Consider the following 25,536-nt stretch of genomic DNA (forward strand, 5'->3'; position numbering starts at 1 on the left):
TTAGTAGTTACGAGCGGAAAAGCCTGATCGTCTGGGTTTCGTGGCGCAGGCTGGCGATATCGGCCTGCACCGTCGCCGAACCGAGATCGTCGAGGGTTGAGGCTGCCGCCCGCCGCGCGATCCCCGCAATCTGCTCTTCAAGCCCGGCAAGTATGGCAACGCCATCCTTTTGCCCGGCGACGCCGAGACGGATACCTGCTGAAACCGTCTGTGAGGCATAGGCATGCAGGAACACCGCGAGCACCTTCTCAGGCCTTATAGCATGGGCGCCCGCAACCGCTCCGACCGCAATGGGATAGGCGGTCTTCCCAGGCAGTCTTTCGAAGACCTCGTCCGGCCAGGCTCGCGCCGCCAAGAGGAACGCCTCGCCGAGCAGCATCGTTTCCTTATGGCGCTCACGCGATCCGGCAAGCGCTTCGGCAAGCGCAGCGATTTCGGCAAGGCCCGGAGCCTCGGCCTGGCGCCTGTGGCTCTCCGCCAGAAGCACCGCATCGTTCCAGACCGAGCCATGGCCGATCAGCGTGCCGATCCAGTCCGCAAGCGAGGCCGCGTCGGTCACGAGCCCATCGGCTACCGCCCGCTCCAACCCGCCTGAATAGGCGAAACTGCCGATCGGAAAGGCCGGTGAAAACCATGCGATCAGGCGCAACAATGCCTGCAATTCACGATCTTCGCTCATCGAGCCTCAATCGTGTTTGTGGCCGTGATGCCCGTGCCCATGACCATGGTGGTGATCATGGTCGCAGGTGTGATCATGTTTGTGGTCATGGCCATGCGCGTGATCATGGTCATGACCAGCGTTGTGATTGTGCCCGTGGTCATGATGCGCATGCGCCTGGTCATGCGAATGTCCGCCATGTGAATGATAGGCCCCGCGCGCAGGCTGGAAGGGCTCTTCGATATCGAGCACGGTGGCGCCGAGCCCCTGCAGCATGGTTCGGATGACATGATCGCGCAGGATGACGATGCGGTCTTCCTCGATCTGGGCGGCGAGATGACGGTTGCCGAGATGCCAGGCAAGCTCGACCAGATGCGTGCGGTCGCGTCCGCGAATCTCGAAGAGCTTCTCGTCGGCGGCAAGGATCTCGATCAGTTCGCCGTCTTCGCGCACAAGCAGGTCGCCATCGGCGAAGAGCACCGGATCCTTGAGGTCGAGCATGACCATCTCGCCATTCTCCAGATGCAGGAGCTTGCGGCGCAAATGCCGCAGATCATGCGGCAGCTTGACCTGGGCAGTCGGATGGGAGGAAGGGGTTCCGGCGGGAAGATAGGAGGTGACGCGCTGCATGATATGTCCGTTTTGATGAGACGACGACCATGCAAAATAGCCCTTCCCGATGCAAGCACCAATGGGAGGCCGGCTTTTATATTCCGTAGGCCTGCATCATGTTGTCGCTCCCCAGCCCCCTGCCCTCTGTGTTGGCACTGGTTTCGGCGAGCCCGTGCCAGGCATGATGCAGTCCCTCCCGTTCGTGCACGACGCGATTGCGTCCGAGCGCCTTGGCGAGATAAAGCGCCCGATCGGCCGAGGCATAGACCTGCTGCTTGCTGCGCCCAGGAATGAGATCGGCCACGCCGCCGGAAATGGTGATGGCAATATGATTCCCATCTGCGACGAGCGGTCTGTTGGCGATATCGGACTGCACGGCCTGGATCCGCTCCAACCGTTTCTCCAGCGGTTCGCCGGAGACGATGACGCCGAATTCCTCGCCACCGAGGCGCGCAACGACGGACGATTCGTCGAAGGCGGAAAGCAGCACCGCCGAGACCGCCGTGATAACCGCATCGCCGCAGGCATGGCCGAAACGATCGTTGATCGCCTTGAAACGGTCGACGTCGAAAATAACGAGCGAGGCGTCGCCTTCGATCCGATCCAGCGCCTCGGTGAAGGCGCGCCGGTTCAACAGGCCGGAGAGGGTATCCGTGCGGCTGAGCTTTTCGAACTCCGCCCGCGACAGCGTCAGTTCATGCATTGCAAAACCCGCCGCCAGCGACATCATGCCGGAAACCGTGCCGCCGACAAGCCAGGAAAAAATGGCGCCGAAGCCGATCGCGTGCGAAAGGGTCACCGGCAACAGCCCGAGAAAACCGAGTGGCGGTATCGTCAGCGCAATGATAACGCCGGAGAAAATGACGGCAAGAAAGCTCATCTTCAACGCAAAGACATAGACCTGCCTGCGATATAGAAAATGGCCAAAATCGGCCTGCAGCGACATCCAATTTCTCATGAGAATCGACCTTCCTGCCCGGCGTTTCAAGGCATTGATAAGAGCCCAATTGCTGCGGGTGTCTTAATCGATTCGCTAAAATTCGAACGATTTCAGACGATTCGGTGGTTAGATTTTTTCTAGCAGGGGCTGCAAGTCTTCAATCCCTGAATCGAACAACGTACACAAGCAGCTAATGTGTTGATATATAATAGCTTTGCCACGATCTTGCGCCGAGCTGTTTCAGAATGGTCTAGCTCAAGAAAAACTGCGGTGTTTTAGCGATTTTTACAACCTTACAGAGAAATCCATTCACAATTTCGTTTAAGAGCGGATGGGCCAGCGAGTGCGTCAATTGTAGACATCAACAGACAATCGCAATGATTGTGGAAGAGGGTTCCATAAGCCAGTCCGAAGCCCTGCCGAGCGGAGTGCAGCGGCAGTCCAGGTGTTGCAGCCGAAGAGGGCATTGAAGTATCCCTTGGCTTCGAAAAACCGATCGATCTCCCCGTAACCCGCATCCGGGATCGGCGCGATCGCGCCCGCGTTGCGGACGAAGCTGTCCGCGATGAATTCGCGCAGCCGCGCCAATTCATCATCACCAATATCGAAGGCCGTAACATCAGACTGCGGCTCGGCAATATGGCCAGCGAGATCCACATGCAGCACCGAACGATCTATCGTCAGCGCCCGTAGCACCGGCAGCGGCTTCAGCTCAGCCCAGGTCGGTGTTTCGAGATAGAAGGCGCGGCCGCCCCAGCCGATCACGAGCCATTCCGCATTCTGATGACCGAGCGGAAAATCCGGCTCGTCGAGGAAGGAAAATGCCGCCCGCGTCTCCTCATCGAGCGGAATGGCAATATCGGTATGAATCGATCCCGATAGGAGGAGAATGCGGTGGATTGCCTCCGCCGACGACGCCTTGACCGGGGCAATCAGCGGCCGGGGAATGAAGGTTCCGCCCGCTGCCAGAGTTGCGAGCAGGAGCACGATCCGCAACAGCCAGCGCATCCCCCTCAGCACGGAATGACTGGCCTAGAACAGGAAATAGCGCTGCGCCATTGGCAGCACCGTCGCGGGCTCGCAGGTCAGCAGTTCGCCGTTCGCCCTGACTTCATAGGTCTCCGGATCGACTTCGATCTCCGGTGTCAGGTCATTGTGGATCATCGACGCCTTGGAGATGCCGCCGCGCGTATTCTTTACCGCCACGAGTTCCTTCGCGACCCCGAGCCTGCTCTTCAGCCCGGCATCGAGCGACGCCTGGCTGACGAAGGTGACGGAGGAATTGGTGAGGCTGCGGCCATAGGAGGCGAACATCGGCCGATAGTGCACCGGCTGCGGCGTCGGGATCGAGGCATTCGGATCGCCCATAGGGGCGGCGGCAATCGAGCCGCCGAGCAGCACCATGTCGGGCTTCACGCCGAAGAAGGCTGGGTTCCAGAGCACGAGGTCGGCGCGCTTACCGATCTCGACCGAGCCGATCTCATGGCTGAGACCGTGGGCGATCGCCGGGTTGATCGTATATTTGGCGATATAGCGGCGGACGCGGAAATTGTCGTTGTCGCCCTTTTCCTCCTTCAGTCGGCCGCGCTGGCGCTTCATCTTATCGGCCGTCTGCCAGGTGCGGATCGCCACCTCGCCGACGCGGCCCATGGCCTGGCTGTCGGACGAAATGATCGAGAAGGCACCGATATCGTGCAGGATGTCTTCGGCCGCGATCGTCTCCTTGCGGATACGGCTTTCGGCAAAGGCGATGTCCTCGGGAATCGACGGCGACAGGTGATGGCAGACCATCAGCATGTCGAGGTGCTCGGCGATGGTGTTGACCGTATAGGGCCGCGTCGGATTGGTGGACGACGGGATGACGTTCGGCTGCCCACAGATCTTGATGATGTCTGGCGCGTGCCCGCCGCCCGCTCCTTCCGTGTGGAAGGCATGGATGGTGCGGCCCTTGATGGCGCCGATCGTATCCTCGACGAAGCCGCTTTCGTTCAGCGTATCGGTGTGGATCATCACCTGCACGTCATATTCGTCGGCGACCGACAGGCAGCAATCGATGGCGCCAGGCGTCGTGCCCCAGTCCTCATGCAATTTCAGCGAGGTGGCGCCGGCCAGCACCATTTCCGTCAGTGCTCCCGGCAGCGAGGCATTGCCTTTGCCGGCAAAGGCAAGGTTCATCGGGAAGGCGTCCGCCGCCTCGATCATACGCGCCAGATGCCAGGGACCCGGCGTGCAGGTGGTGGCGAGCGTACCATGCGCCGGTCCCGTGCCGCCGCCGAGCATGCAGGTCATGCCAGACATCAGCGCTTCCTCGATCTGCTGCGGCGCGATGAAATGGATATGGCTATCCATGCCGCCTGCGGTGACGATCTTGCCTTCGGCGGCGATAGCCTCCGTGCCCGGGCCGACGATGATGTTGACGCCCGGCTGCATATCGGGATTGCCGGCCTTGCCGATGGCAACGATGCGCCCACCCTTCAGCCCGATATCGGCTTTATAGATTCCGGAATGATCGACGATCACCGCATTGGTGATGACCGTATCGACCGCGCCGTCCGCCCGTGTCACCTGGCTCTGGCCCATGCCGTCACGGATCACCTTGCCGCCGCCGAACTTCACCTCCTCGCCATAAGTGGTGAAATCCTTCTCGATCTCGATGAAGAGCTCCGTATCGGCAAGGCGCACCTTGTCTCCGGTGGTCGGTCCGAACATGCCGGCATAGGCGGCGCGGGAGATCTTGTAGGGCATTCATCAGGCTCCGTGGAAGGAAGAGACAAGTGTTTTTTCGCCGAGTCGTGTGAGGCGGCCAGCGGCTACATAAGTATCGACAAGCTGCCGTTCGGCCGCAAACGGGTGCCATTCCCAGCCGACGTGACCGAAGCCAGCCAGCATCACCTCGGCCTCGGCATATTTGTCCAGCACCTCGGCGGTGACGATCATGCCGCTGCTCGGCACCACATAAGGCGCCGGCTCAAAGGCCGAAAGCGAGGCGTCGACGGCCTCGTAGACCGTCTTGCCGATGACGATATGCGCCTTGCCGGTTTCCGCGCAGAAGGCAGCGAACGCATCCGTATAGTCGTCGCAGAAATCATCGAGATCGGGATGCGAGACGGCAAGCGGCGCCCGCATCGCGGCAAATTTTTCCGGGTCGCGCACGCTCCAGATTTCGCGCGCCGAAACAACACCGGGATGGGCGCGCCACTCGGGTGAGCCGAGCATTGCCTTTGCCGGCCGGCCGGTATTGCAGACCGCGACGGCATCCGTGCGGCTGCCGCCAGTGCGGTAGGAACGGCAATCGTTGAAGCGGATGACGAAATCGGCGGCATCGATGATGCCTGCCTGTCCTTCCCCAATCTCGCCATTGCCGACGATTACGATCTTTTCGATCACCCTAGTTGCTCATCGTGTCTTCGAGCTGTTTCAGCTCTTTCGTGCGTTTATCCGTCTCTTCGGCCAGACATCCGGCAACCAGCATCGGCTCCATCGTGCCGCCGCGGGCCTGAAAGCCGAAGGCATCGCATTCTGCGTCGCGATAGTCGATCCAGGCGCGCTGCGCCTTGACCAGCGCCCTTTCAGCACCCTTCATGTCGCCGTCGAGATCCTTGTCGATCGCCGCCATGGCGGCGCGTGTCTTCTTATATTGTTCGTTCAGCGCCTTGTCGGCAGCCTCATGGCCCGCCTCTTCGCAGGAGGTCATGTCCGATTGCGTCTGCGGATTCTTGCAATCGACATCCTGCGCGGACACACGGCCGGCCACAAACAGCATCGCCGCCCCGATGAGGCAGATATTCAGACGCAATCACCTCTCCCGTTCTTCTAAAGCTTGCCCATCACGAGCTGGCGGAAGCCGTAAACCTCGCGCTTGCCGGAAAGCGGGATCAGCGTCACCGAACGCGTCTGCCCCGGCTCGAAGCGCACGGCCGTCCCGGCCGGAATATCAAGACGTTTCCCGTGCGCCGCCGCGCGGTCGAAGGAAAGCCCGGCATTGGTCTCGGCAAAATGATAGTGGCTGCCGACCTGCACCGGCCGGTCGCCTGTATTGGAAACTTCCAGCGTCACCGTCTGCGCGCCGGCATTGAGTTCGATGTCGCCGCTTGCGGCAATGATCTCGCCCGGAATCATCTCATTCTCCTTAAGCCGCTCTGGGCGCACAGCCCTCGGCCTTCAGCACGCGTTTCGTCGACGCCTGATGTTTGGCGAGCATGGCGGCCGGCCGGATGGGCCTGGCGACGAGATTGCCGCCGCAATTGGGGCAAGTGCCCTTCAGCACGCCGTCCACGCAATCGGCGCAGAAGGTGCATTCGTAGGTGCAGATCCGCGCCTCAGCGCTCTCCGGCGGCAGATCCTTGTCGCAGCATTCGCAATTGGGTCTCAGTTCCAGCATTTTCTCTCCCTACCGAATCGGTTCATGTACGGTGACGAGCTTGGTTCCGTCGGGAAACGTTGCTTCCACCTGCACGTCGTGGATCATCTCGGCAACGCCCTCCATCACCTGATCACGGCCGATCACATGGGCGCCGGCTTCCATCAACTCGGCGACGGGACGGCCGTCGCGGGCGCCTTCGACGACGAAGTCGCTGATCAGCGCAATCGCTTCGGGATAGTTCAGCTTGACGCCGCGCTCCAGCCGCCGCCGTGCCACCATCGCCGCCATCGAAATCAGCAGCTTGTCTTTTTCTCTCGGAGTGAGGTTCATTGCTTGCCCATCTGCCTCATGCTTCGCTTCATAGATTCCAGACTTTCGGCACAGGCGCACCGTTGCGCAAGACGGAAATGACCGGAATCAGGATTTTTCTGAGCGTAAAACCGTCGGCTGCGGCAAGGCGAACGACGAGCTTGTCGCTCCAGGCGCTCGCGCCGCCCATGATCCCTTCGACGAGCGGCCGCACCTTGCCGAGATAGGCTTCAGCCAGCGGACCGGCATAAAGCAGCGTCGCAAAGGCCACCTGCCCGCCGAGCACGGCCTGACGCGCGGTCAATGCCGCGATACCCTCGGAAAGTCTAAGCTCCTCGGCATGGATCAGCCGGCCCGAGCGGCGGATACGCCAGCGGTCACGAAAGAGCCCAGTCTCCACCGCCTCGCCCATTGCCTTGCGGCCGAGCAGCACCGCTTCGACGGCCAGGAATTCGGCGCTTTCGTCGAGATCGACGTCCAGGCGGCGGAAAAGCGCTGCTCTGTCGAAGAGGATCGTTTCCTGCGGAAGCCAGTCGACGCGCGCTCCAACGCCGACTTCGATGCGGGTCGTCACCTCGGCTGTGCCGGCCGACGCCTTGTAGATCTTTTCGCAGGCCTGGGTGGTAACGTCGATCTTCGTGCCCGCGCCGGCAACAACGCTCCAGTCCAGCCGATCGCCGCCGGTCAGCCCGCCCGCGGTGTTGATGATGACGGCTTCCATCGAGGCGTCGAAAGTATCAGGCAAGCGGATCTTCGCCGCGCCCTCCTGATAGAGCTCGCGAATACGAGTGCGCCCATCGAGCAGCCTTGCCGCCAGATGCCCCCGTCCCTCCGCTCTTTGCGGTCTGGTACTCACTGCCGCACTCGTCATGTCGTCCTTTCAATCGCGCCACCGCTTTCCATTCACGCGCGCGAATGACGGAAACCAAGCAATTCCCATGCCGCCCGACAAGGGCTGCGGTCCGCGCAGAAGAGATCAACGAGCCGTCGTTCTCGCTGCCGCAAATTGCGGCATTTGCCGGTCAGACGGTCAGATGGCGGCGAGCTTCCTGCGTATCCAGAGTTCCGGCAAGCCCTTCATGCACGATCTCGCCGCGGTCCATGATGTAGACATAGTCGGCAAGCTCCCGGCAGAAATCCAGATATTGCTCGACAAGCAGGATCGCCATGCCTGTGGAATCGCGGAGATAGCGGATCGCCCGGCCGATATCTTTGATGATCGACGGCTGAATGCCCTCGGTCGGCTCGTCGAGCACGAGAATTTTCGGCCGCGTCACCATGGCGCGCCCGATTGCCAGCTGCTGCTGCTGCCCGCCGGAAAGATCGCCGCCGCGCCGTGACAACATCGATTTCAGCACCGGGAAGAGACTGAAGATATCGTCAGGAATGTTGCGGTCGCGGCGGCCAAGCGGAGCGAAGCCGGTTTCGAGATTTTCCTTGACGGTAAGCAGCGGAAAGATTTCACGCCCCTGCGGCACATAGCCGATGCCCTGCTTGGCGCGGGCAAAGGGCGGCAGGCCGTTCAGTTTTGTATCGTTGAAGGTGACGGTGCCGGCCGACAGCGGATGCTGGCCGGTGACGGCGCGCAGCAGCGAACTCTTGCCGACGCCGTTGCGCCCCAGCACGCAGGTGATCTTGCCCATCTCCGCCTTGATGGAGATGCCGCGCAGCGCCTGCGCCGCGCCATAATGCAGATTTGCGTTCTCGACTGTCAGCATCCGTTCACCCATTCCCCATCAGTTCATCAGACTGCGCCTCAGCGTCTGCAGGGCGTAGTCCTGATCTTTCGTTCTCTCGCCGCCGGTCTCGGCCACGTCCTCGGCAATGCCGATCAATTGCTGGCGCTCCTGCATGTCGAGCGCCTTTAACCAGAGATCCCGGAACCGGCGGATCGGATCTTCCGGACTGGTGACGTTCTTGGAAGCCCACTCGCCGAAAACCAACACCTCTTCCAGGTCGCCCGGCCGGATGATGCCTTTCATGCGGCTGCGGATAACGTCCTTCGCCGCGTCGACATACATCGGCTTCTCCTTGGCAAGGCAGAAGAAAAAGGCCACCGCCGCAATCGCCGGATCGGCAATCGAGGCCAGCGGCGCTACCTCGGCCTGCTTGCGAAACTTCCTGCGCTTATAAGCGCCCCGCATGCGCTCGACGGAATCGATGATCTCGTTTCCCGCCTCGCGCACCATTTTAAAACGCCAATACCAGATGACCGCGCCGCTGAGCGCCGCGACCAGAATACCGAGAAAAGCCATAAACCCCACAGTAAACCCCGCTCGTTTTAGAGCGTCTTCCATTGTCAGGTTCAAGCCTGGAAGTTGCATTCCTCACCTTCCTAGATAATTCTCGATCACCTTCGGATCCGAACTGACGAAATCGATCGATCCCTCCGCCAGCACCGATCCTTCCGCAAGGCAGGTCACCTTGACGCCGAGGTCGCGGATGAAGCCCATGTCGTGCTCAACGACGACGACCGACCGGGTCTTCGCGATATTCTTGAGCAGAATCGCCGTTTCCGCTGTCTCCGCATCCGTCATGCCGGCGACCGGCTCGTCGACGAGCAGCAGCTTCGGCTCCTGGGCAAGCAACATGCCGATCTCCAGCCATTGCTTCTGCCCGTGCGATAGATTGGCAGCCAATTCGTCGCGGCGGTGGGTCAGCCGCACGGTTTCGAGAATCTCATCGATGCGCGTCCTGTCTTCGCTCGAAAGTCGATAGAACAGCGTCGAGAAGACGGAGCGGCGGCGGTTCAGCGCCAGTTCCAGATTGTCCCAGACCGTATGGCTTTCGAAGACCGTCGGCTTCTGGAACTTGCGGCCGATGCCGAGCTGAGCGATGTCGGCCTCATCCTTCTTGGTGAGGTCGACGGTCCCGTTGAAGAAAACCTCGCCCTCATCAGGCCTGGTCTTGCCGGTGATGATATCCATCATCGTCGTCTTGCCGGCGCCGTTCGGGCCAATAATGGCGCGAAGCTCGCCGGGCTCGATGACGATCGAGAGCGAATTCAGCGCCTTGAAGCCGTCGAAGGAAACGGAGACGCCGCTGAGATAGAGCACGCTGTTGGGTTTGACGTCGGGAATCATGGGCGCTCACTCCGCTGCCTGGATTTTCGCTTCGATGTCATCTTCCTCTGCCGCCGGGGGTACAGCGTCGGTGACGGCCTTCCGTTTGCCGAGTTGGTGCGCGATGGTGCCGACGACGCCCTTCGGCAGGAACAGCGTAACGGCGACGAAGAGACCGCCGAGCGCAAACAGCCAGAACTCGGGGAAGAGACCGGTGAAAATCGTCTTACCGCCATTGACGAGGATCGCCCCGATGATCGGCCCGATCAGCGTTCCCCGCCCGCCGACCGCCGTCCAGATGACGACTTCGATGGAGTTTGCGGGCGCGAATTCGCCGGGATTGATGATGCCGACCTGCGGCACGTAGAGCGCGCCGGCAATGCCCGCCATCATCGCCGAGACGACGAAGGTGAAGAGCTTGAAATGCTCGACGCGGTAGCCGAGGAAACGTGTGCGGCTTTCGGCGTCGCGTACGCCGACGAGCACCTTGCCGAACTTTGAGCGGACGATTGCCGAGGCGATCGTCAGCGATAGCGCCAGAAAGATCGCGGTCGCGGCGAAGAGGCTTGCGCGCGTGCCGTCTGCCTGGATGTTGAAGCCGAGGATGTCCTTGAAATCGGTCATGCCGTTATTGCCGCCGAAACCCATGTCGTTGCGGAAGAAGGCAAGCAGCAGCGCATAGGTCATCGCCTGGGTGATGATCGAGAGGTAGACGCCGTTGACGCGCGAGCGGAAGGCGAACCAGCCGAAGACGAAGGCGAGCAACCCAGGCACGAGGAGCACCATCAGCGCCGCGAACCAGAACTGGTCGAAGCCGTACCAGAACCAGGGCAGCTCCTTCCAGTTCAGGAACACCATGAAGTCGGGAAGGATCGGATCGCCGTAGACGCCGCGCGAGCCGATCTGGCGCATCAGATACATGCCCATCGCATAACCGCCGAGCGCGAAGAAGGCGCCGTGGCCGAGCGAAAGGATGCCGCAGAAGCCCCAGACGAGATCGAGCGCCAGCGCCAGCAGCGCATAGGTCAGATACTTGCCAAACAGCGCCATGATGTAGGTCGGGACGTGAAGCGGATGGGTTGGCCCGGTGGCGAGGTTCAGCACCGGCACGAGAATGGCGACCGCCAGCAGCAGGGCGACGGCGATTGTGATCCTGCGATCGAGCGATCGGAGAAGGAAGGCCGTTATCATGCTTCCACCGCCCTTCCTTTGAGTGCGAAGAGCCCGCGCGGACGCTTCTGGATGAACAGAATGATGAGGACGAGCACCAGGATTTTGCCGAGCACGGCGCCGGCGAAGGGCTCAAGGAACTTGTTGACGACGCCGAGCGACAGGGCGCCGACCAGCGTGCCCCAGAGATTGCCGACCCCGCCGAATACGACGACCATGAAGCTGTCGATGATGTAGTTCTGGCCGAGGTTCGGCGAGACGTTATCGATCTGCGAGAGCGCCACACCGGCCATGCCGGCGATGCCGGAGCCGAGCGCGAAGGTGAAGGCGTCGACCCAGCCGGTGCGGATGCCCATGGAGGAAGCCATGCGCCGGTTCTGCGTCACCGCCCGCATCTGCAGCCCGAAGGCGGAGCGCTTGAGCAGCATCAGGAGCGTCAGGAATACCACCACAGAGAAGGCGATGATCCAGAGCCGGTTCCAGGTGATGACCAGCCCGCCGAAATCGAAGGCACCGGACATCCAGCTCGGATTGCGGACCTCGCGGTTGGTCGGGCCGAAATAGCTGCGGATCGCCTGCTGCAGGATCAGCGACACGCCCCAGGTGGCAAGCAGGGTCTCCAGCGGGCGGCCGTAGAGATAGCGGATCACCGAACGTTCGATGACGAGACCGACCAGACCGGTGAAGAGGAAGGCAGCCGGCACCGCGAAGGCCAGTGAATAATCGGCAAGCGAGGGGAAGGCCGAGGCGATCGTTTCCTGCACGACATAGGTCGTATAGGCGCCGATCATCACCATCTCGCCATGCGCCATGTTGATGACGCCCATGACGCCGAAGGTGATGGCAAGGCCGATAGCGGCCAAGAGCAGCACCGAGCCGAGCGACAGGCCGTACCAGACGTTCTGGACGACGTCCCAGAGCGCCAGGTCACGGTTGATCGAATTGATCTCCGTCTGGATCGCGGGCTTCAGATCGTCGGGCGCATTCGCCATCGCCGTCGTCAGGATCGTCAGCGCATCGCGGCCGCCGCGGGCGGCGATCATATCGATGGCAGCCCGCTTCTCCTCGAGACCGGCATCGCTCTTCAGCACCATCACGGCCCGCGCCGCTTCCATCGTGTTTTTGATCTCGCCATCCTTCTCGGCTGAAAGAGCCGAATTCAGGAGTTCGAGATTGGCAGGATCGGCATCCCTAAGCATGCCCTCGGCCGCAGCGAGCCGCGCCGAGCGATCCGGGCTCAGAAGCGTCAGCTGGCTCATCATCGTCGTGATCGTGGTGCGCAGTGCATTGTTGATCTTGACCTTCGACATCAAGTCGGGATCAACATCGGCAACCGCCTCCCCGGTGATCGGATCGGAATAGGTGGGCTCGTCCTCCGTCCCGCCCTGCACGAGCACGGGACCACCCTCCGAATTGACGTAGAGTTGGCCGTCGCTCAGCTGCTGCAGGATCTGGCTGACATGCGTATCCCCGGAAGCGGCAAGCGCCCGGATGGCCGCGTCGCGCTCGGGAAAGCCGCCGACGCCGAGCGCATCGACGAGAGCGTGCACGTCGTCCTCGGCGCGAAGGCCGGTCCCAGAAAGCGTCAGGCCCGAAAGCATCAGACAAAATGTCAGAAGGAGAATCTGGATGGCGCGAAACATCGGCTCTCTCGCCTTGAGTGTCGTCGGCCTTGCGGCGCAGCGGTAAAGATGGAGCTTCCGCCCGGATCGGCTCCGGACGGAAGTCTTCAGGCTATCAGCGGATGGGTCTCCTCAGGAGCCCTTGCCGCCGCACTTGCCGGTGGCAACGTTGAAGTTGCCGCAGTTCAACGGCTTGCGCCAATCAGAGATCAGGTCCTTGGAGTCCGGCAGATAGTCCGACCATTCGTCGCCGACGACAGCGGGCGTTTGCTGGACGATTTCGAACTGGCCGTTGGCCTGGATTTCACCAATCAGCACCGGCTTGGTGATGTGGTGGTTGGGCATGACGGTGGCATAGCCGCCGGAGAGGTTCGGAACGGTGACGCCGATGATGTTATCGAGAACGGCATCGGTATTGGTGGTGCCGGCGGCCTCGACGGCATTCACCCAGGCGTTGAAGCCGATATAGGCGGCCTCCATCGGATCGTTCGTCACACGCTTGTCGTTCTTTGTGAAGGCGTGCCATTCCTTGATGAACTTCTTGTTGGCGGGGCTTTCCACCGACTCGAAGTAGTTCCAGGCAGCGAGATGGCCGACGAGCGGCTTGGTGTCGAGGCCGGCAAGCTCTTCTTCGCCGACCGAGAAGGCGACAACCGGAATGTCGGTCGCCTTGATGCCCTGGTTGCCGAGCTCCTTGTAGAACGGCACATTGGCGTCACCATTGATCGTGGAGACCACGGCGGTCTTCTTGCCGGCAGAGCCGAATTCCTTGATCTTGGCGACCTCGGTCTGCCAGTCGGAGAACCCGAACGGCGTGTAGTTGACGAGAATGTCTTCCTTCGGAATGCCCTTGGATTCGAGATAGGCTGCCAGGATCTTGTTGGTCGTGCGCGGGTAGACATAGTCGGTGCCTTCGAGCACGAAGCGCTTCACGCCTTCGGTCTTCATCAGATAGTCGACAGCCGGGATCGCCTGCTGGTTCGGAGCCGCACCCGTGTAGAAGATGTTGCGCGAGGATTCCTCGCCTTCATACTGCACAGGGTAGAAGAGCAGCGAGTTCAGCTCTTCGAAAACCGGCAGCACCGACTTGCGCGAGGACGACGTCCAGCAACCGAAGACCGCGGCGACCTTGTCCTTTTCGATCAGCTCACGCGCCTTTTCGGCAAAGAGCGGCCAATCGGACGCCGGATCGACGACGACAGCTTCGAGCTTCTTGCCGAGAAGGCCGCCCTTCTTGTTCTGCTCGTCGATGAGCATCAGCATGGCGTCTTTCAGTGTGGTTTCGGAAATTGCCATCGTGCCCGAGAGCGAATGCAGCACGCCGACCTTGATCGTATCGTCGGCGGCAATCGCGCTGCTGAAGGCAGCCGAAGCTGTCATGATGGCGCCGAGCGCGGCACCCGTAATCGTGGATTTGAGATTCATATGGTTGATCCCCTCTCTTGTTCCGCAACAGGCCGGAAACGGAGTTAACTGTTGCCGAGAGGACTATCGGGTGCTGCAGCGCAAAAACACATACGCAAAATGACGTAGGCGCAGGGGCCGAATGCGCAGTCATGACGAGGAGGGCATCCCCGCCGCAGGGGTGCCCGGTCGGTTCGATATTAGCCGTCGATCGTCAAGGTGACCGAGTTCGGGCCGTAAGACAGGGTCGCCCTGTGGCCGGAGATGGTGAACTTGCCGAAGGTGCCGGTAATGGCGGCAGCCTTCAGGATTTCGATCTTCGTTCCCGGCGCCGGCGCAAAGCCATGGGCGAGCGCCACGTCAAGATCGCCGGCAAGCGCCGCCTTGCCTGCAACGACCAGCGTGCCGGCGCCATTCGCGCCGAGCGTCGGCTTCGCCGTCGCACTGGCGAGCTGCTGATAGTCGCCGCCCACGGCTAAGGGCTTGTCGGCGGCCACGATGAGCGAACCGCCATTGACCATCAACCCGCCGGCGCCGAGGGCCGAGGGAGAGCCGGCAACCAGCACGCCCTCTTCCAGCACGGTGCCGCCGGCATAGCTGTTGGCGCCGGAAAGACCGAGAATGCCGCTGCCGCGCTTCACCAGTCTGCCCTTGCCGCCGATGTCGTTGCGCCAGGTATCGATCGCATTGAAGCCGCCCTTTGCCGCATCCATCGTCACGGTCACGTCCTGTTCGAAGGCGCCGTAACCGTCGGCGGCGGCAAACAGGTTGAGGCGGCCGTAGCCTTCCGCGTCGTCGAGCAGCGGATAGCCCGAGGCGATTTCCGTTGTACCAAGCACCTCGCGGCGCTGTTCACCATCAAGATAGGGCAGACGGGTTTCCAGAAGCGCTTCGGCGCCCTGCGGCACGCGGGCCGGCTGATCGGTCGCATGGATCGTCGGCAGCCCATAGCTCAGGCGCTGCAGCACATAGGCACGATTGGCTTCGTGATCGGCGAAACGGTCCGCCGAAAGCGGCGCTGCATGGGCGGCGACTTCGAGCGCACCCGCATCGGCAACACCCGACTTGGCGATCAGCCATGACTGCGCCTGGGCGTAGGCAGCGCTCTTCAGCGCTGAATTGTCGGACTTGTTCAGGTTATAGACGACCGTGGCGGTTCCGAGCATGCGGCCGCCCATCACGTCGAGCGGAGAGTGCATGCCTGCAAGGATGCGGTCTTCACCCATTTCGCTGGCGCGCGCGATCATTTCCTGGAATCGCTGCGGCACCAAATAGGCCATGGCGAGCGCATCCCGCCAGGCTTCCGCCGTATGTCCGCTGGGGAAGCCACCGTCCTCGACCGGCTTGCTGCTTTTGGCGGGCTCGAGCGTCGGGACGACCGAGACGTCCGGGCTCCAGCGATAGGGACGGGCATATTTGAAATAGCGCTTGGCGGGCTCCGTCGAGCCATCGCCGCTTGCGGCATTGATGAAGTCGATGGCGAGGCCCATGTCCGGGTTGGCGTCGGTCTTGTTTTCCGTATCCGCTTTGCTGCCGGCGCCGCGATTGTTGCCCTTGTCGTCATATTTGACCGTCGTCGCGTCGGCCGCCACCTCAGTGATCGTGGTGATCTGCTTGGAACCGGCCTTCCAGGCATCCGTCAGCGGACCGAGACCATCGACGATGCTGGCATTCTTGCCGCGCCGATCGTCAAGATAGGCGGCAACCGCCTGCTCGGCCGTTCGCGCCTTCGTCGCCTTCACGACATAGGCGATATTAGCATCATGGACTGGCTTGTTGACGATCTGGCCGTCGGTCTTGCTGAAGGGAATGCCGTCCCAATCTGACTTGGCGACTGCAGGGCAATTGTCCTTGGCTGCGGCTTCCACACCGGCATCGACGAAAGGCGTGCGCGGCATCCATACTTCGAGGAAGCCGGAGAGAAGATGGACGGCGGCGTTGGTGTCGGCCGTCGAGAAGCAAGCGTCACCGCGCTTGTTGGTGTTTCCGGTCTCGGCATAGGGCGCTTTCGCGCTTGTGGCTTGCTCTGCGGCGGCAAGCGAGGGCACGACCGAAAGAAGGCTGACGAGAGCGGTGCTCAGGCGGCAAAGTTTTGAAACAGACATGAGTATACCCGAAATGTTTAACGAGTGGCGGTAGGGTTAGAGCGGATATGTGACAGAGCCGTTTCAAAAATATGACTGTTCTGCAAATCCGCCAGTGCTCACCCCTTGCCTTTCCCGTCCATCCCGCCAAAACTGCCGTGGAAACGATGAGCCCAACGAGAGTGCCGGAAAGAGGGCATGACAGCGCGCCAACGCATCATTCCGGTGAGACGCGAATATAATCGCTGGGTCGCCAACCAGACGCTTGAAGACTATGCGCTGCGCTTCACCGCAAAGAGCGCCCGCCATTTTTCGTCTGAGCGCATCTCGCAGACGGCAATCGGCGCTATCTCCTTCCTGGCGCTCGAAGCGATCGGCGGGGCGATCACCCTCTCCTACGGCACCACCAACGCCTTCTACGCCATCATCGTCGCCTCGATCGTCATGCTGACAATAGGCCTGCCGATCAGCCGCTACGCCATACGCCATGGCGTCGACATCGATCTTCTGACGCGCGGCGCCGGCTTCGGCTACATCGGCTCGACCATCACCTCGCTGATCTATGCGAGCTTCACCTTCATGCTGTTTGCGATAGAGGCCTCGATCATGTCCGGGGCCCTGGAGCTCACCCTCGGCATTCCGCTCTGGATCGGCTACATCATCAGCGCCGTCATGGTGATCCCGCTAGTGACGCACGGCGTGCGGCTGATCAGCAAGTTCCAGCTGATCACCCAGCCCTTCTGGATCGTGCTGAACATCCTGCCCTTCATCTTCATCGCCTTCATGGACTGGGAGAAATTCGATCTCTGGCGCGCCTTTTCCGGCATCCGCCACGCTTCCGGCCCGCCCGGTACCATCGCCGACTTCGATCTGATGGAGTTCGGCGCCGCCTCCGCCGTCATTCTGGCGCTGATGTCGCAGATCGGCGAGCAGGCCGATTTCCTCCGCTTCCTGCCGCCGGTGCTGCAGCGCAAATGGCGCCATCGCCTAGCCGTCTTCCTTGCCGGACCCGGCTGGGTTATCATCGGCGCGCCGAAGCTGCTTGCCGGCTCCTTCCTGGTCGTGCTCACCTTCACTTCCGGCGTTCCCCTCGACCGCGCCGCCGATCCCGCGCAGATGTACCTCACCGCCTTCGGCTACATGGTTCCCTGGCACAATGCTGCGCTACTGCTGATGGCCGCCTTCGTTGTCGTCTCGCAGCTCAAGATCAACGTGATGAACGCCTATGCCGGCTCGCTCGCCTGGTCGAATTTCTTTTCCCGGCTGACCCACAGCCATCCCGGCCGCGTTATTTGGCTTGTCTTCAATGTTGCGATCGCCCTGCTTTTGATGGAACTCGGCATCTACCGGCTGCTGGAGGAGACGCTCGGCATCTTCTCGATCATCGCGATGGCCTGGCTCTGCACGATCTCCGCCGATCTCTTCATCAACAAGCCGCTGGGGCTCGCGCCTGCCGGCATCGAGTTCAAGCGTGCCCATCTCTACGACATCAACCCGGTCGGCCTCGGCGCCATGACGCTGTCGGCGACGATATCGCTGATCGCCCACTTCGGCGCTTTCGGCGAGATGGCCGCGTCGCTTGCTCCCTATATCACCCTCGTCATCGCGCTGTCTGCCTCGCCTGCCATTGCCTGGGCGACGAGGGGCAAGTTCTATCTCGCCCGCAAGCCGCGCCAGAGCTGGAAGAATCTGACCAGCATCACCTGCTCTGTCTGCGAGCATCCTTTCGAGCCGGAGGATATGGCCTGGTGCCCGGCCTATGCAGCCCCGATCTGCTCGCTCTGCTGTTCGCTCGACAGCCGCTGCCACGACATGTGCAAGCCGGCCGCGCGTTTCAACGCACAGGTCGGAACCGTCGCGAGGAGGCTGCTGCCGGAGAGCGTTCTGGGCAAGCTGACGACACGCCTTGGCCGCTACGGCATCGCCGTGGCGCTGGCGCTGACCGCCATCGGCGCGATCCTGGCGATGATCGCCCATCAGGTCGCCTCCGCCTCGCCGGAGACGGCAGAGGTGGTCAATCGCACCATTCTGATCGTCTTCTTCGTCTTCTCGGTGATATCAGGCGTCGTCTGCTGGTTCTATGTGCTCGCCCATGATAGTCGCGTCGTCGCCGAGGAGGAATCCTCGCGCCAGAACACGCTGCTGCTCAAAGAAATCGCCGCCCACAAGAAAACCGATGCGGCCCTTCAGAACGCCAAGGAGACGGCCGAGGCCGCCAACCGCGCCAAGAGCCGCTATGTCGTCGGCCTCAGCCACGAGCTGCGCACACCTTTGAACGCCGTGCTCGGCTATGCCCAGATCCTCGAACGCGACGAAACGATCCCGGCGCCGCGCCAATCCTCGATCAAGGTCATCCGCCGCAGCGCCGAACATCTCTCGGGGCTGATCGACGGCCTGCTCGATATTTCGAAGATCGAGGCCGGCCGCCTGCAGGTCTATTCCAACGAGATCAATATCCATGACTTCCTCGACCAGATCGTCGAGCTGTTCCGCCCGCAGGCGCAGGCCAAGGGACTTGTCTTTCTACATGACCGTTCGCCTGTTTTGCCGCAATTCGTCCGCACCGACGAAAAGCGCCTGCGCCAGATCCTCGTCAACCTGCTCTCCAATGCCATCAAGTTCACCGACGAAGGCAGCGTCGCCTTCGATGTCGCCTATCGCAGCCAGGTCGCGACCTTCACCGTCACCGATACCGGCCGCGGCATTGCCGAAAAAGACCTGACACGCATCTACGAACCTTTCCAGCGGGGCGAGGCAGACAGCGTGCGGCCGATGCCTGGCCTCGGCCTCGGCCTCACCATCACCCGGCTTCTGACCAACACGCTCGGCGGCGAGATTGCGGTATCCAGCGTCAAGGATGAAGGTTCGACATTCCGTGTGCGGCTCATGCTGTCCGCCGTCATGCGCGCCGCCGCACCGCCGCAGGAAAAACGCATCGTCGGCTACGACGGTCCGCGCCGCACCATCGTCGTCGTCGACGATAATGAGGATCACCGCGAGATGATGCGTGAAATCCTGGCGCCGCTCGATTTCATCGTGCTGACGGCGGCAGGCGGCGCCGAGTGTCTGACACTGATCGACGGCATCCAGCCCGATCTGTTCCTCGTCGATATTCTGATGCCCGGCATGAGCGGCTGGCAGCTCGTCTCGCGTCTGCGTGAGGCCGGCCAGACGGCACCAATGCTGATGCTTTCGGCCAATATTGGCGATGCGACGGTTCTGAGCGACAGCGACGACAGCCACAATGACGCTATCGGCAAACCGATCGACATTCGCCAACTGCGTGACAAGCTTGCCCTGCATCTCGGCCTGAATTGGGTCTATGCCGATGACGCGCCCGCCGCTCCTGCAAAGATCGAGGCGCAGCTGCTAGGCCCGGGTGCAACCCATGTGCAGGAATTGCTACGGCTCGGCGAGATCGGTTACATCAAGGGCATCGAAGCCAAGCTTTCGGACCTTGCCAAGGTGGAGGCAAATCGGCCATTCACGGAGGCTCTTCGACCCTATGTGGCCGCCTTCGATCTGGCCGGCTTCATGTCCTTCCTGCACGACTTCGACGAAAAGGTGGAATCCATTGGCTGAGCCGGCCCTCCCCCGCGACATCGTTCTGCTGGTCGACGACTCGCCGGAGGCACTCGGTTTCCTGACGGATGCGCTCGAACAGTCCGGCTTCTCCGTTCTCATCGCCACCTCGGGCACGGCAGCGCTTGGCATCGTCGAGCGCATCACGCCTGATCTGATCCTGCTCGACGCTGTGATGCCTGTGATGGATGGCTTTGAGACCTGTCGCAGGCTGAAGGCAAATGCCGCCGTCGGCCAGGTGCCGGTGATTTTCATGACCGGCCTGACGGAGACCGAGCATGTCGTGCACGCCTTGGAATCCGGCGGCGTCGATTACCTCACCAAACCGATCAACATCGACGAACTGCGCGCCCGCATCCGCGTCCATCTGCGCAATGCCCGCTCGGCCCAGAGCGCCCGCGTTGCACTGGACGCTGCCGGCCGTCACCTGCTGGCGGTCAAGGGCGATGGTGCGATCCACTGGTCGACGCCGCAGGCAACGCGGCTGGTCAATGCCGCCATGGGCAGTGACGACGGCATGGAGATCGTCGTCCGTCATATTGCCGGCTGGATGCGCGACCGCCCAGGCGCGGGACGAGACGGCATCATCTCAATCAGCCATGCCGGCCAGGCAGCGCTGCAGCTTGCCTTCCTTGGCGCGATCGGCCCGGATGAATATCTCTTCCGCCTCACCGCCGCCAGCCACCGTAGTGACGACGAGATGCTGCGCCAACGTTTTTCGCTCACCCAACGAGAATCCGAAGTGCTGCTCTGGATCGCCAAGGGCAAGGCCAACCGTGACATCGGCGAAATACTGGGTTTGTCAGCGCGCACCGTGAATAAGCACCTCGAACAGATCTACGTGAAACTCGGGGTAGAGAATCGCGCATCGGCCGCCGTGAAGGCGACGCATGTGCTGCATGAGATGTGATGGATAGCGGAAGGCGTTCCGGGGATCACGTCTCCTCCACCGCACCGCTGACAAGCAGCAGCAGTACCACCTTCTCCATCCGGCCAAGCCAGCGCCGCTTCACCGGCTGACCGCCCGGTGGACGAAGCGCCGCCAAAAAAGAAGCCCGGTGAACCGGGCTTCAATGATCATATTCCTAGAGAGGAAGCTAAGCTTACTTAGTCTCCTGCGGGACGTAGGTGTATTTGCCGTCCGCGCCCTTCTTCCATTCGTACATGATGTAGCCAGGAATCTTCGGGTCGCCCTTTTCGTCGAACGAAATGTCGCCGAGCACCGTCGGGAACGGACCCTTTTCTTTCATGGCCGTGGCGACGGCTTCAGGGTCCACCGAACCGGCAGCCTTGGCAGCGCCGGCAATCGCCTGCATCGCAGCGTAGGAGTAGAGCGTATAGGCTTCCGGGTTGAAACCAGCAGCCTTAAACTTTTCGACGAGCTCCTTGTTCGCCGGGTTCAGCGTCGGATCGGGGCCGAAGGTGTTCAGGGTACCGGCGACAGCGTCACCAGCGATCGAGGCCAGCTCGTTCGAAACGATGCCGTCACCGGAAACCAGCGTTGCCTTCAGGCCCTGGTCTGCGGCCTGACGGATGATGAGACCGGCTTCGGTGTGCAGACCGCCCCAATAGATGATCGAGACGCCGGCTTCCTTCATCTTGGCGATGAGGGCCGAGAAGTCCTTGTCGCCGACGTTGATGCCTTCGTACATGACTTCCGTCAGGCCGGCGGCATTCATCGCCTTCTTGGTTTCGTCTGCAAGGCCCTGACCGTATGGGGTCTTGTCATGAATGACGGCGATCTTGGCGTCCTTGAAATGGTCGGCGAGATACTTGCCGGCGATGGCGCCCTGCTGGTCGTCACGGCCGCAGGTGCGGAACGTGTTCCAGAGGCCCCGTTCCGTGAACTTCGGGTTCGTAGCGGCCGGGGTGATTTCGAGGATGCCGTTTTCGGCATAGACTTCCGAAGCCGGGATTGAAACGCCCGAGTTGAAGTGGCCGATGACGAACTTGACGCCGTCGGCAACGAATTTATTGGCAACGGAAATGCCCTGCTTCGGGTCGGAAACGTCGTCGCCGAGCTCGATCTTGATCTGCTCGCCATTGATGCCGCCAGCAGCGTTGATGTCGGCGGCTGCCTGCTCGGCACCCTTCTGAAGCTGAGCGCCGAAAGCGGCGTTCGGGCCGGTCAGCGGACCAGCGACAGCGATGAGGACGTCGGCCCAAGCGTTGCCGCTGAAGGCGACCATCGCCGTCAGAGCCACTGCCGACAGAAGAGACTTCTTCATATTGTTACTCCCAATTTTTGGGCGGGTTCCGGTCCAAGGCCCGACGCATTACCCACCATAGACTGCGCCAGGAAAGCTGTTCCGCTCTGAAGGCAATTCATGCCTAGTTTCAACGGACTGTCAATGTTTGTCCTTCCACGAAAACGCGGAAGTTTTTTCGTACAGCCAGTAATAGTTGTTGACCATCTGATTGGTACGGCGAAAGCGAAAGCCTGCCGTCGAGAAGACAAGCAAGGTCACGAAGTCGATGCCATAGTAGAGGGCGCTGAGCATCGGCCCATTGAACAGGGCGTGGTGTAGAAACTGCATCGCCCAGGCAAGGAGGAAGGTGTAGACGACGGCCAGTGGATAATTGTTCCAGCCGTCAGCAACAGCCTTGCCGGCTCGCCAGGCCGTCCAGAAACCGATCAGAACCACGAGGGCGCGGATGACGACGCGAACGCCGTCGTCACTTTCGAAGAAAAGTCCCTGCATGTTAAACTCTCCCTTCGACTAGTGTCTTCCGCCTTCGAGATAGGCGGCGCGGACTTCCGGATTGGCGAGCAGTTCCTTGCCGGAGCCGCTCATCGTCACCTTGCCGTTCACCATCACATAAGCGCGGTGCGAAAGCCTCAGTGCCGCGAATGCGTTCTGCTCAACGAGGAACACGGTGAGGCCTTCCTGCTCGTTGAGCTTCCGGATCGCTTCGAAAATCCCCTTGACGATCAGCGGCGCCAGGCCGAGCGAAGGTTCGTCGAGCAGCAAGAGCTTCGGACGCGCCATCAGCGCGCGGCCGATCGACAGCATCTGCTGCTCGCCGCCCGAAAGCGTGCCGCCGCGCTGGGCATGGCGTTCCTTGAGACGCGGGAAGAGCGTGAAGATCTTCTCGACGTCCTCAGCAAAATATTTGAGATTGTCGAGACCCGCGCCCATCTGGAGGTTTTCCATGACCGTCATGCGCGGGAAGATGCGACGCCCTTCCGGCGACTGCGCGATGCGCAGGCGTGCGATTTCATGGGTCGGCATACGGGTGATCTCGCGACCCTCGAAGACGACCGATCCCTTACGGGCCTGGGGGCTGCCACAGATCGTCATCATCAGTGTCGACTTTCCGGCGCCATTCGCGCCGATCAGACTGACGATCTCGCCCTTGTTGACCTCGACATCGATGCCGGCCAGCGCGCGGATATTGCCGTAATAAGTTTCGACGCCATTCACCTGAAGAAGCGGTTGACCCGTCATGACTGCATCGCCCATCAGTTTGCGCCTCCTTCGAGCTGCTCGACGGTTGCGATCACCTCTTCCACTTCTTCATCCTCGACGCCGAGATAGGCCGCAATGACCTTTGGATCGTGCTTCACATGATCCGGCGTGCCGTCGGAAATCTTCTGGCCATATTCGAGGACGACGACGTGATCGGAGATTTCCATAACCACAGACATGTCATGCTCGATAAGGAGAATGGAGGTTCCGGTATCGGCGCGAATGCCCTGCAGAAGCTCGTTGAGCTTAGCGGATTCGCGTGGGTTGAGGCCTGCGGCCGGTTCGTCCAGGCAGAGCAATTCCGGGCCCGTGCACATTGCACGTGCGATCTCGAGACGGCGCTGGGCGCCGTAAGGCAGATCGCCTGCTGGATCGTCTGCACGCTCGATCAGATCGGCCTTTTCAAGCCAATGACGCGCCAACTCGACGGCTGCGGCGGCTTCTCGCCGATAAGGGCCGATGCCGATGAGGCCGAGAATGGTATAACCCGACGCCTGCATCAGCTTGTTGTGCTGGGCGACGAGCAGATTTTCCAGAACCGTCAGGCCGGAAAACAGCCGGATGTTCTGGAAGGTGCGCGCCACCTTGGCTTCCTTGGTGATACGAAAGTCCGGGAGACGCTCCAGCAGGTACTGCTTGCCGCTTCTCTGATTAAGCGTGATCATCCCCATCGTCGGCTTATAGAAGCCGGTGATGCAGTTGAAGACGGTGGTCTTGCCGGCGCCGTTCGGACCGATCAACGCGGTGATGTCGCCGCGCTTGGCCTCGAAGGAGAAGTCGTTGATGGCCATCAGGCCGCCGAACTTCATCGACAGGTGCTCGACCTTGAGAAGCGTGTCGCTCGACATCGTATTGGTGACGGGGCTCATCAACCGTGGCCCTCCTTGGTGAAGCTTCCGGATACGGCCTTGCGTGTCTTGAGGAAGGCGGTTGGTTCACGCGATCCGACGAAACCGCGCGGTTTGAACAGCATGACGACCACCATTGCGAGACCGAAGAGCAGCATACGGTAGAGTTCCGGCGTGAAGTCGGGCCCGAAGACTGCTTTCAGGAAATCCATTTCGCGCAACGCTTCGGTACCGCCCACCATGACGATCGCGGCGATCGCAATGCCGGTCAGCGAGCCCATGCCGCCGAGAACGACGATGGCGAGAACGACGGCCGATTCCAGGAAGATGAAGGATTCCGGCGAGACGAAGCCCTGGCGAGCGGCGAAGAACGAACCCGCGAAGCCGCCGAACATGGCTCCGGTCGCAAACGCCGTCAGCTTGGTCGTCACCGTATTGATGCCGAGCGAACGACAAGCGATCTCGTCTTCACGCAGCGCTTCCCAGGCACGCCCGATCGGCATGCGCCGCAGGCGGATGGTGACGTAAGCCGTCAACATGCACAGCGCCAGGATCAGGTAGAAGAGGAAAATCTTGTAGTATGCGGAAGACATCGGCAGGTGAAAGAGCTTGGCAAAGCCGCCGGCCGTCGCATCGAAGGGAATGCCGAAGAGCGTTGCCTTTGGAATGCTTGAGATACCGAAGGTTCCCTTGGTCACGTCGGTCCAGTTGATCAGCACGAGGCGGATGATTTCACCGAAGGCGAGCGTGACGATGGCGAGATAGTCGCCGCGCAGACGCAGCACCGGGAAGCCGAGAATGACGCCCCAGAGCGCAGCCAGGATGCCGGAAAGCGGCAGCAGCAACCAGAAGGACAGGCCGAAATAGCTCGACAGCAGGGCATAGGAATAAGCGCCGACCGCATAAAAGGCGACATAGCCGAGATCGAGAAGGCCCGCGAGGCCGACGACGATGTTCAGCCCCCAGGCGAGCATCACATAGATCAGGATTTGGATGCCGAAATTGTCGACCCATTTCAATGAACCCTGAGCGCCGACTGCCGCCACGATTACCATCGGATAGAGCAGCAGCGCAATCAGCGCGATCTTCAGGAAATGCCGATGGAAGAAGCTCTTCTCGGTCGAAATGTCGAGATCGCCCTCCCGCGCCTTCCGCAATTTGCGGCGGTCGATATTCGGCTTGATGAAAACGACCATGGCGAAACGGCCGATCGCCGCGATGGCGACGAAAATCGCCAGCAGACCCCAGCGCTGGATGATGATCAGCTCGTTATTGATGTTCTGATCGGTCTTCAGACCGACATAAAGAACAAACATGCCGAGCGACAGGACGGCGGCGAAAAGGGCTTCGATAAGACCTTTGCGGACAAGTCCGGCATCGGGCTTGCCTGCAGAATTCTCGATGTTTGCCAT

The 25,536-nt window shown here is 61.2% G+C and carries 25 protein-coding genes; 2 read left to right on the forward strand and 23 right to left on the reverse strand.

Translation table 11 applies throughout. The annotated features are described in order from the left end of the window. Positions 1-7 precede the first annotated feature (7 nt). The 18 genes from NXC14_RS17285 to NXC14_RS17370 all read right to left on the reverse strand — a co-directional run bounded on the left by NXC14_RS17285 (position 8) and on the right by NXC14_RS17370 (position 16,245). Positions 8-679 carry an urease accessory UreF family protein gene (locus NXC14_RS17285; protein WP_085779174.1) on the reverse strand — a complete coding sequence of 224 codons (672 nt, stop codon included), beginning with the start codon at positions 677-679 and terminating at the stop codon, positions 8-10. A gap of 6 nt (positions 680-685) precedes the next feature. Then, positions 686-1,288 carry an urease accessory protein UreE gene (gene ureE / locus NXC14_RS17290; protein WP_085779175.1) on the reverse strand — a complete coding sequence of 201 codons (603 nt, stop codon included), beginning with the start codon at positions 1,286-1,288 and terminating at the stop codon, positions 686-688. Between the two features lie 76 nt (positions 1,289-1,364). Continuing rightward, positions 1,365-2,228 carry a GGDEF domain-containing protein gene (locus tag NXC14_RS17295; RefSeq protein ID WP_085779176.1) on the reverse strand — a complete coding sequence of 288 codons (864 nt, stop codon included), beginning with the start codon at positions 2,226-2,228 and terminating at the stop codon, positions 1,365-1,367. A gap of 330 nt (positions 2,229-2,558) precedes the next feature. Further along, positions 2,559-3,230 (reverse strand): TIGR02117 family protein, encoded by a 672-nt coding sequence (locus NXC14_RS17300; protein ID WP_157131425.1) that lies wholly within the window; start codon positions 3,228-3,230, stop codon positions 2,559-2,561. A 12-nt stretch (positions 3,231-3,242) separates the two neighbouring features. Continuing rightward, positions 3,243-4,955, reverse strand: a complete 1,713-nt coding sequence (ureC, locus tag NXC14_RS17305) for an urease subunit alpha (protein WP_085779178.1) — start codon at positions 4,953-4,955, stop codon at positions 3,243-3,245. Between the two features lie 3 nt (positions 4,956-4,958). Continuing rightward, the gene (locus NXC14_RS17310) at positions 4,959-5,597 is read right to left on the reverse strand and encodes a Urease operon accessory protein (RefSeq protein WP_085779179.1); all 639 of its coding nucleotides are present in this window, start codon (positions 5,595-5,597) and stop codon (positions 4,959-4,961) included. Between the two features lies 1 nt (position 5,598). Continuing rightward, positions 5,599-6,006: a lysozyme inhibitor LprI family protein gene (locus tag NXC14_RS17315; RefSeq protein ID WP_085779180.1), complete on the reverse strand. Its 408-nt coding sequence runs from the start codon at positions 6,004-6,006 to the stop codon at positions 5,599-5,601. Between the two features lie 17 nt (positions 6,007-6,023). Continuing rightward, a complete protein-coding gene (locus NXC14_RS17320) occupies positions 6,024-6,329 on the reverse strand; it encodes an urease subunit beta (protein ID WP_018243288.1) in 306 nt (101 codons plus the stop codon). A 10-nt stretch (positions 6,330-6,339) separates the two neighbouring features. Continuing rightward, a complete protein-coding gene (locus NXC14_RS17325; protein WP_085779181.1) occupies positions 6,340-6,591 on the reverse strand; it encodes a DUF1272 domain-containing protein in 252 nt (83 codons plus the stop codon). 9 nt (positions 6,592-6,600) lie between these two features. Then, on the reverse strand, positions 6,601-6,903 hold the full coding sequence (locus NXC14_RS17330) for an urease subunit gamma (protein WP_064695492.1): 303 nt from the start codon (positions 6,901-6,903) through the stop codon (positions 6,601-6,603). Positions 6,904-6,931: 28 nt separating this feature from the next. Beyond that, positions 6,932-7,753 carry an urease accessory protein UreD gene (locus NXC14_RS17335; RefSeq protein WP_085779182.1) on the reverse strand — a complete coding sequence of 274 codons (822 nt, stop codon included), beginning with the start codon at positions 7,751-7,753 and terminating at the stop codon, positions 6,932-6,934. Between the two features lie 151 nt (positions 7,754-7,904). Next, the gene (gene urtE / locus NXC14_RS17340) at positions 7,905-8,600 is read right to left on the reverse strand and encodes an urea ABC transporter ATP-binding subunit UrtE (protein ID WP_085780169.1); all 696 of its coding nucleotides are present in this window, start codon (positions 8,598-8,600) and stop codon (positions 7,905-7,907) included. Between the two features lie 18 nt (positions 8,601-8,618). Further along, positions 8,619-9,137: a hypothetical protein gene (locus NXC14_RS17345; RefSeq protein ID WP_085779183.1), complete on the reverse strand. Its 519-nt coding sequence runs from the start codon at positions 9,135-9,137 to the stop codon at positions 8,619-8,621. A 72-nt stretch (positions 9,138-9,209) separates the two neighbouring features. After that, positions 9,210-9,965: an urea ABC transporter ATP-binding protein UrtD gene (urtD, locus tag NXC14_RS17350; protein WP_085779184.1), complete on the reverse strand. Its 756-nt coding sequence runs from the start codon at positions 9,963-9,965 to the stop codon at positions 9,210-9,212. Between the two features lie 6 nt (positions 9,966-9,971). Then, complete coding sequence (urtC, locus tag NXC14_RS17355) at positions 9,972-11,135, reverse strand: urea ABC transporter permease subunit UrtC (protein ID WP_085779185.1); 1,164 nt, start codon at positions 11,133-11,135, stop codon at positions 9,972-9,974. After that, complete coding sequence (gene urtB, locus NXC14_RS17360; protein ID WP_085779186.1) at positions 11,132-12,757, reverse strand: urea ABC transporter permease subunit UrtB; 1,626 nt, start codon at positions 12,755-12,757, stop codon at positions 11,132-11,134. The genes urtC and urtB overlap by 4 nt, the downstream gene beginning before the upstream one ends. A 111-nt stretch (positions 12,758-12,868) precedes the next feature. Next, on the reverse strand, positions 12,869-14,161 hold the full coding sequence (urtA, locus tag NXC14_RS17365; protein ID WP_085779187.1) for an urea ABC transporter substrate-binding protein: 1,293 nt from the start codon (positions 14,159-14,161) through the stop codon (positions 12,869-12,871). A gap of 179 nt (positions 14,162-14,340) precedes the next feature. After that, complete coding sequence (locus tag NXC14_RS17370) at positions 14,341-16,245, reverse strand: phosphatase PAP2 family protein (RefSeq protein WP_085779188.1); 1,905 nt, start codon at positions 16,243-16,245, stop codon at positions 14,341-14,343. Positions 16,246-16,422: 177 nt separating this feature from the next. Here NXC14_RS17370 and NXC14_RS17375 point away from each other — a divergent pair, with 177 nt between their 5' ends. Then, a complete protein-coding gene (locus tag NXC14_RS17375; RefSeq protein WP_085779189.1) occupies positions 16,423-19,806 on the forward strand; it encodes an ATP-binding protein in 3,384 nt (1,127 codons plus the stop codon). Beyond that, positions 19,799-20,716, forward strand: coding sequence for a response regulator transcription factor (locus NXC14_RS17380; RefSeq protein ID WP_085779190.1), 918 nt, complete (start codon positions 19,799-19,801; stop codon positions 20,714-20,716). Before NXC14_RS17375 ends, NXC14_RS17380 begins: the two co-directional genes overlap by 8 nt. Before the next feature lie 193 nt (positions 20,717-20,909). On the opposite strand, the gene NXC14_RS17385 is transcribed toward NXC14_RS17380, so the two are convergent. The 5 genes from NXC14_RS17385 to livM form a co-directional block, all read right to left on the reverse strand. Beyond that, entirely contained in the window at positions 20,910-22,034 is a 1,125-nt protein-coding gene (locus tag NXC14_RS17385; protein ID WP_085779191.1) for a branched-chain amino acid ABC transporter substrate-binding protein, read from the reverse strand. A gap of 120 nt (positions 22,035-22,154) precedes the next feature. Continuing rightward, the gene (locus NXC14_RS17390) at positions 22,155-22,508 is read right to left on the reverse strand and encodes a DUF6867 family protein (protein WP_085779192.1); all 354 of its coding nucleotides are present in this window, start codon (positions 22,506-22,508) and stop codon (positions 22,155-22,157) included. 18 nt (positions 22,509-22,526) lie between these two features. Next, the gene (locus NXC14_RS17395) at positions 22,527-23,270 is read right to left on the reverse strand and encodes an ABC transporter ATP-binding protein (RefSeq protein ID WP_176536353.1); all 744 of its coding nucleotides are present in this window, start codon (positions 23,268-23,270) and stop codon (positions 22,527-22,529) included. After that, positions 23,270-24,145, reverse strand: coding sequence for an ABC transporter ATP-binding protein (locus tag NXC14_RS17400; protein ID WP_064804536.1), 876 nt, complete (start codon positions 24,143-24,145; stop codon positions 23,270-23,272). Before NXC14_RS17400 ends, NXC14_RS17395 begins: the two co-directional genes overlap by 1 nt. Next, positions 24,145-25,536 carry a high-affinity branched-chain amino acid ABC transporter permease LivM gene (gene livM / locus NXC14_RS17405; RefSeq protein ID WP_085779193.1) on the reverse strand — a complete coding sequence of 464 codons (1,392 nt, stop codon included), beginning with the start codon at positions 25,534-25,536 and terminating at the stop codon, positions 24,145-24,147. Before livM ends, NXC14_RS17400 begins: the two co-directional genes overlap by 1 nt.

Source organism: Rhizobium sp. NXC14 (assembly GCF_002117485.1).
GTDB lineage: Bacteria > Pseudomonadota > Alphaproteobacteria > Rhizobiales > Rhizobiaceae > Rhizobium.

Bases quoted from the DNA above. Each gene is read 5' to 3' on its own strand.
- NXC14_RS17285 (WP_085779174.1), bottom strand. From the start codon at position 679: ATGAGCGAAGATCGTGAATTGCAGGCATTGTTGCGCCTGATCGCATGG.
- ureE (WP_085779175.1), bottom strand. From the start codon at position 1,288: ATGCAGCGCGTCACCTCCTATCTTCCCGCCGGAACCCCTTCCTCCCAT.
- NXC14_RS17295 (WP_085779176.1), bottom strand. From the start codon at position 2,228: ATGAGAAATTGGATGTCGCTGCAGGCCGATTTTGGCCATTTTCTATAT.
- ureC (WP_085779178.1), bottom strand. From the start codon at position 4,955: ATGCCCTACAAGATCTCCCGCGCCGCCTATGCCGGCATGTTCGGACCG.
- NXC14_RS17320 (WP_018243288.1), bottom strand. From the start codon at position 6,329: ATGATTCCGGGCGAGATCATTGCCGCAAGCGGCGACATCGAACTCAAT.
- NXC14_RS17325 (WP_085779181.1), bottom strand. From the start codon at position 6,591: ATGCTGGAACTGAGACCCAATTGCGAATGCTGCGACAAGGATCTGCCG.
- NXC14_RS17330 (WP_064695492.1), bottom strand. From the start codon at position 6,903: ATGAACCTCACTCCGAGAGAAAAAGACAAGCTGCTGATTTCGATGGCG.
- NXC14_RS17335 (WP_085779182.1), bottom strand. From the start codon at position 7,753: ATGACGAGTGCGGCAGTGAGTACCAGACCGCAAAGAGCGGAGGGACGG.
- urtE (WP_085780169.1), bottom strand. From the start codon at position 8,600: ATGCTGACAGTCGAGAACGCAAATCTGCATTATGGCGCGGCGCAGGCG.
- NXC14_RS17345 (WP_085779183.1), bottom strand. From the start codon at position 9,137: ATGGCTTTTCTCGGTATTCTGGTCGCGGCGCTCAGCGGCGCGGTCATC.
- urtD (WP_085779184.1), bottom strand. From the start codon at position 9,965: ATGATTCCCGACGTCAAACCCAACAGCGTGCTCTATCTCAGCGGCGTC.
- urtC (WP_085779185.1), bottom strand. From the start codon at position 11,135: ATGATAACGGCCTTCCTTCTCCGATCGCTCGATCGCAGGATCACAATC.
- urtB (WP_085779186.1), bottom strand. From the start codon at position 12,757: ATGTTTCGCGCCATCCAGATTCTCCTTCTGACATTTTGTCTGATGCTT.
- urtA (WP_085779187.1), bottom strand. From the start codon at position 14,161: ATGAATCTCAAATCCACGATTACGGGTGCCGCGCTCGGCGCCATCATG.
- NXC14_RS17370 (WP_085779188.1), bottom strand. From the start codon at position 16,245: ATGTCTGTTTCAAAACTTTGCCGCCTGAGCACCGCTCTCGTCAGCCTT.
- NXC14_RS17375 (WP_085779189.1), top strand. From the start codon at position 16,423: ATGACAGCGCGCCAACGCATCATTCCGGTGAGACGCGAATATAATCGC.
- NXC14_RS17385 (WP_085779191.1), bottom strand. From the start codon at position 22,034: ATGAAGAAGTCTCTTCTGTCGGCAGTGGCTCTGACGGCGATGGTCGCC.
- NXC14_RS17390 (WP_085779192.1), bottom strand. From the start codon at position 22,508: ATGCAGGGACTTTTCTTCGAAAGTGACGACGGCGTTCGCGTCGTCATC.
- NXC14_RS17395 (WP_176536353.1), bottom strand. From the start codon at position 23,270: ATGGGCGATGCAGTCATGACGGGTCAACCGCTTCTTCAGGTGAATGGC.
- NXC14_RS17400 (WP_064804536.1), bottom strand. From the start codon at position 24,145: ATGAGCCCCGTCACCAATACGATGTCGAGCGACACGCTTCTCAAGGTC.
- livM (WP_085779193.1), bottom strand. From the start codon at position 25,536: ATGGCAAACATCGAGAATTCTGCAGGCAAGCCCGATGCCGGACTTGTC.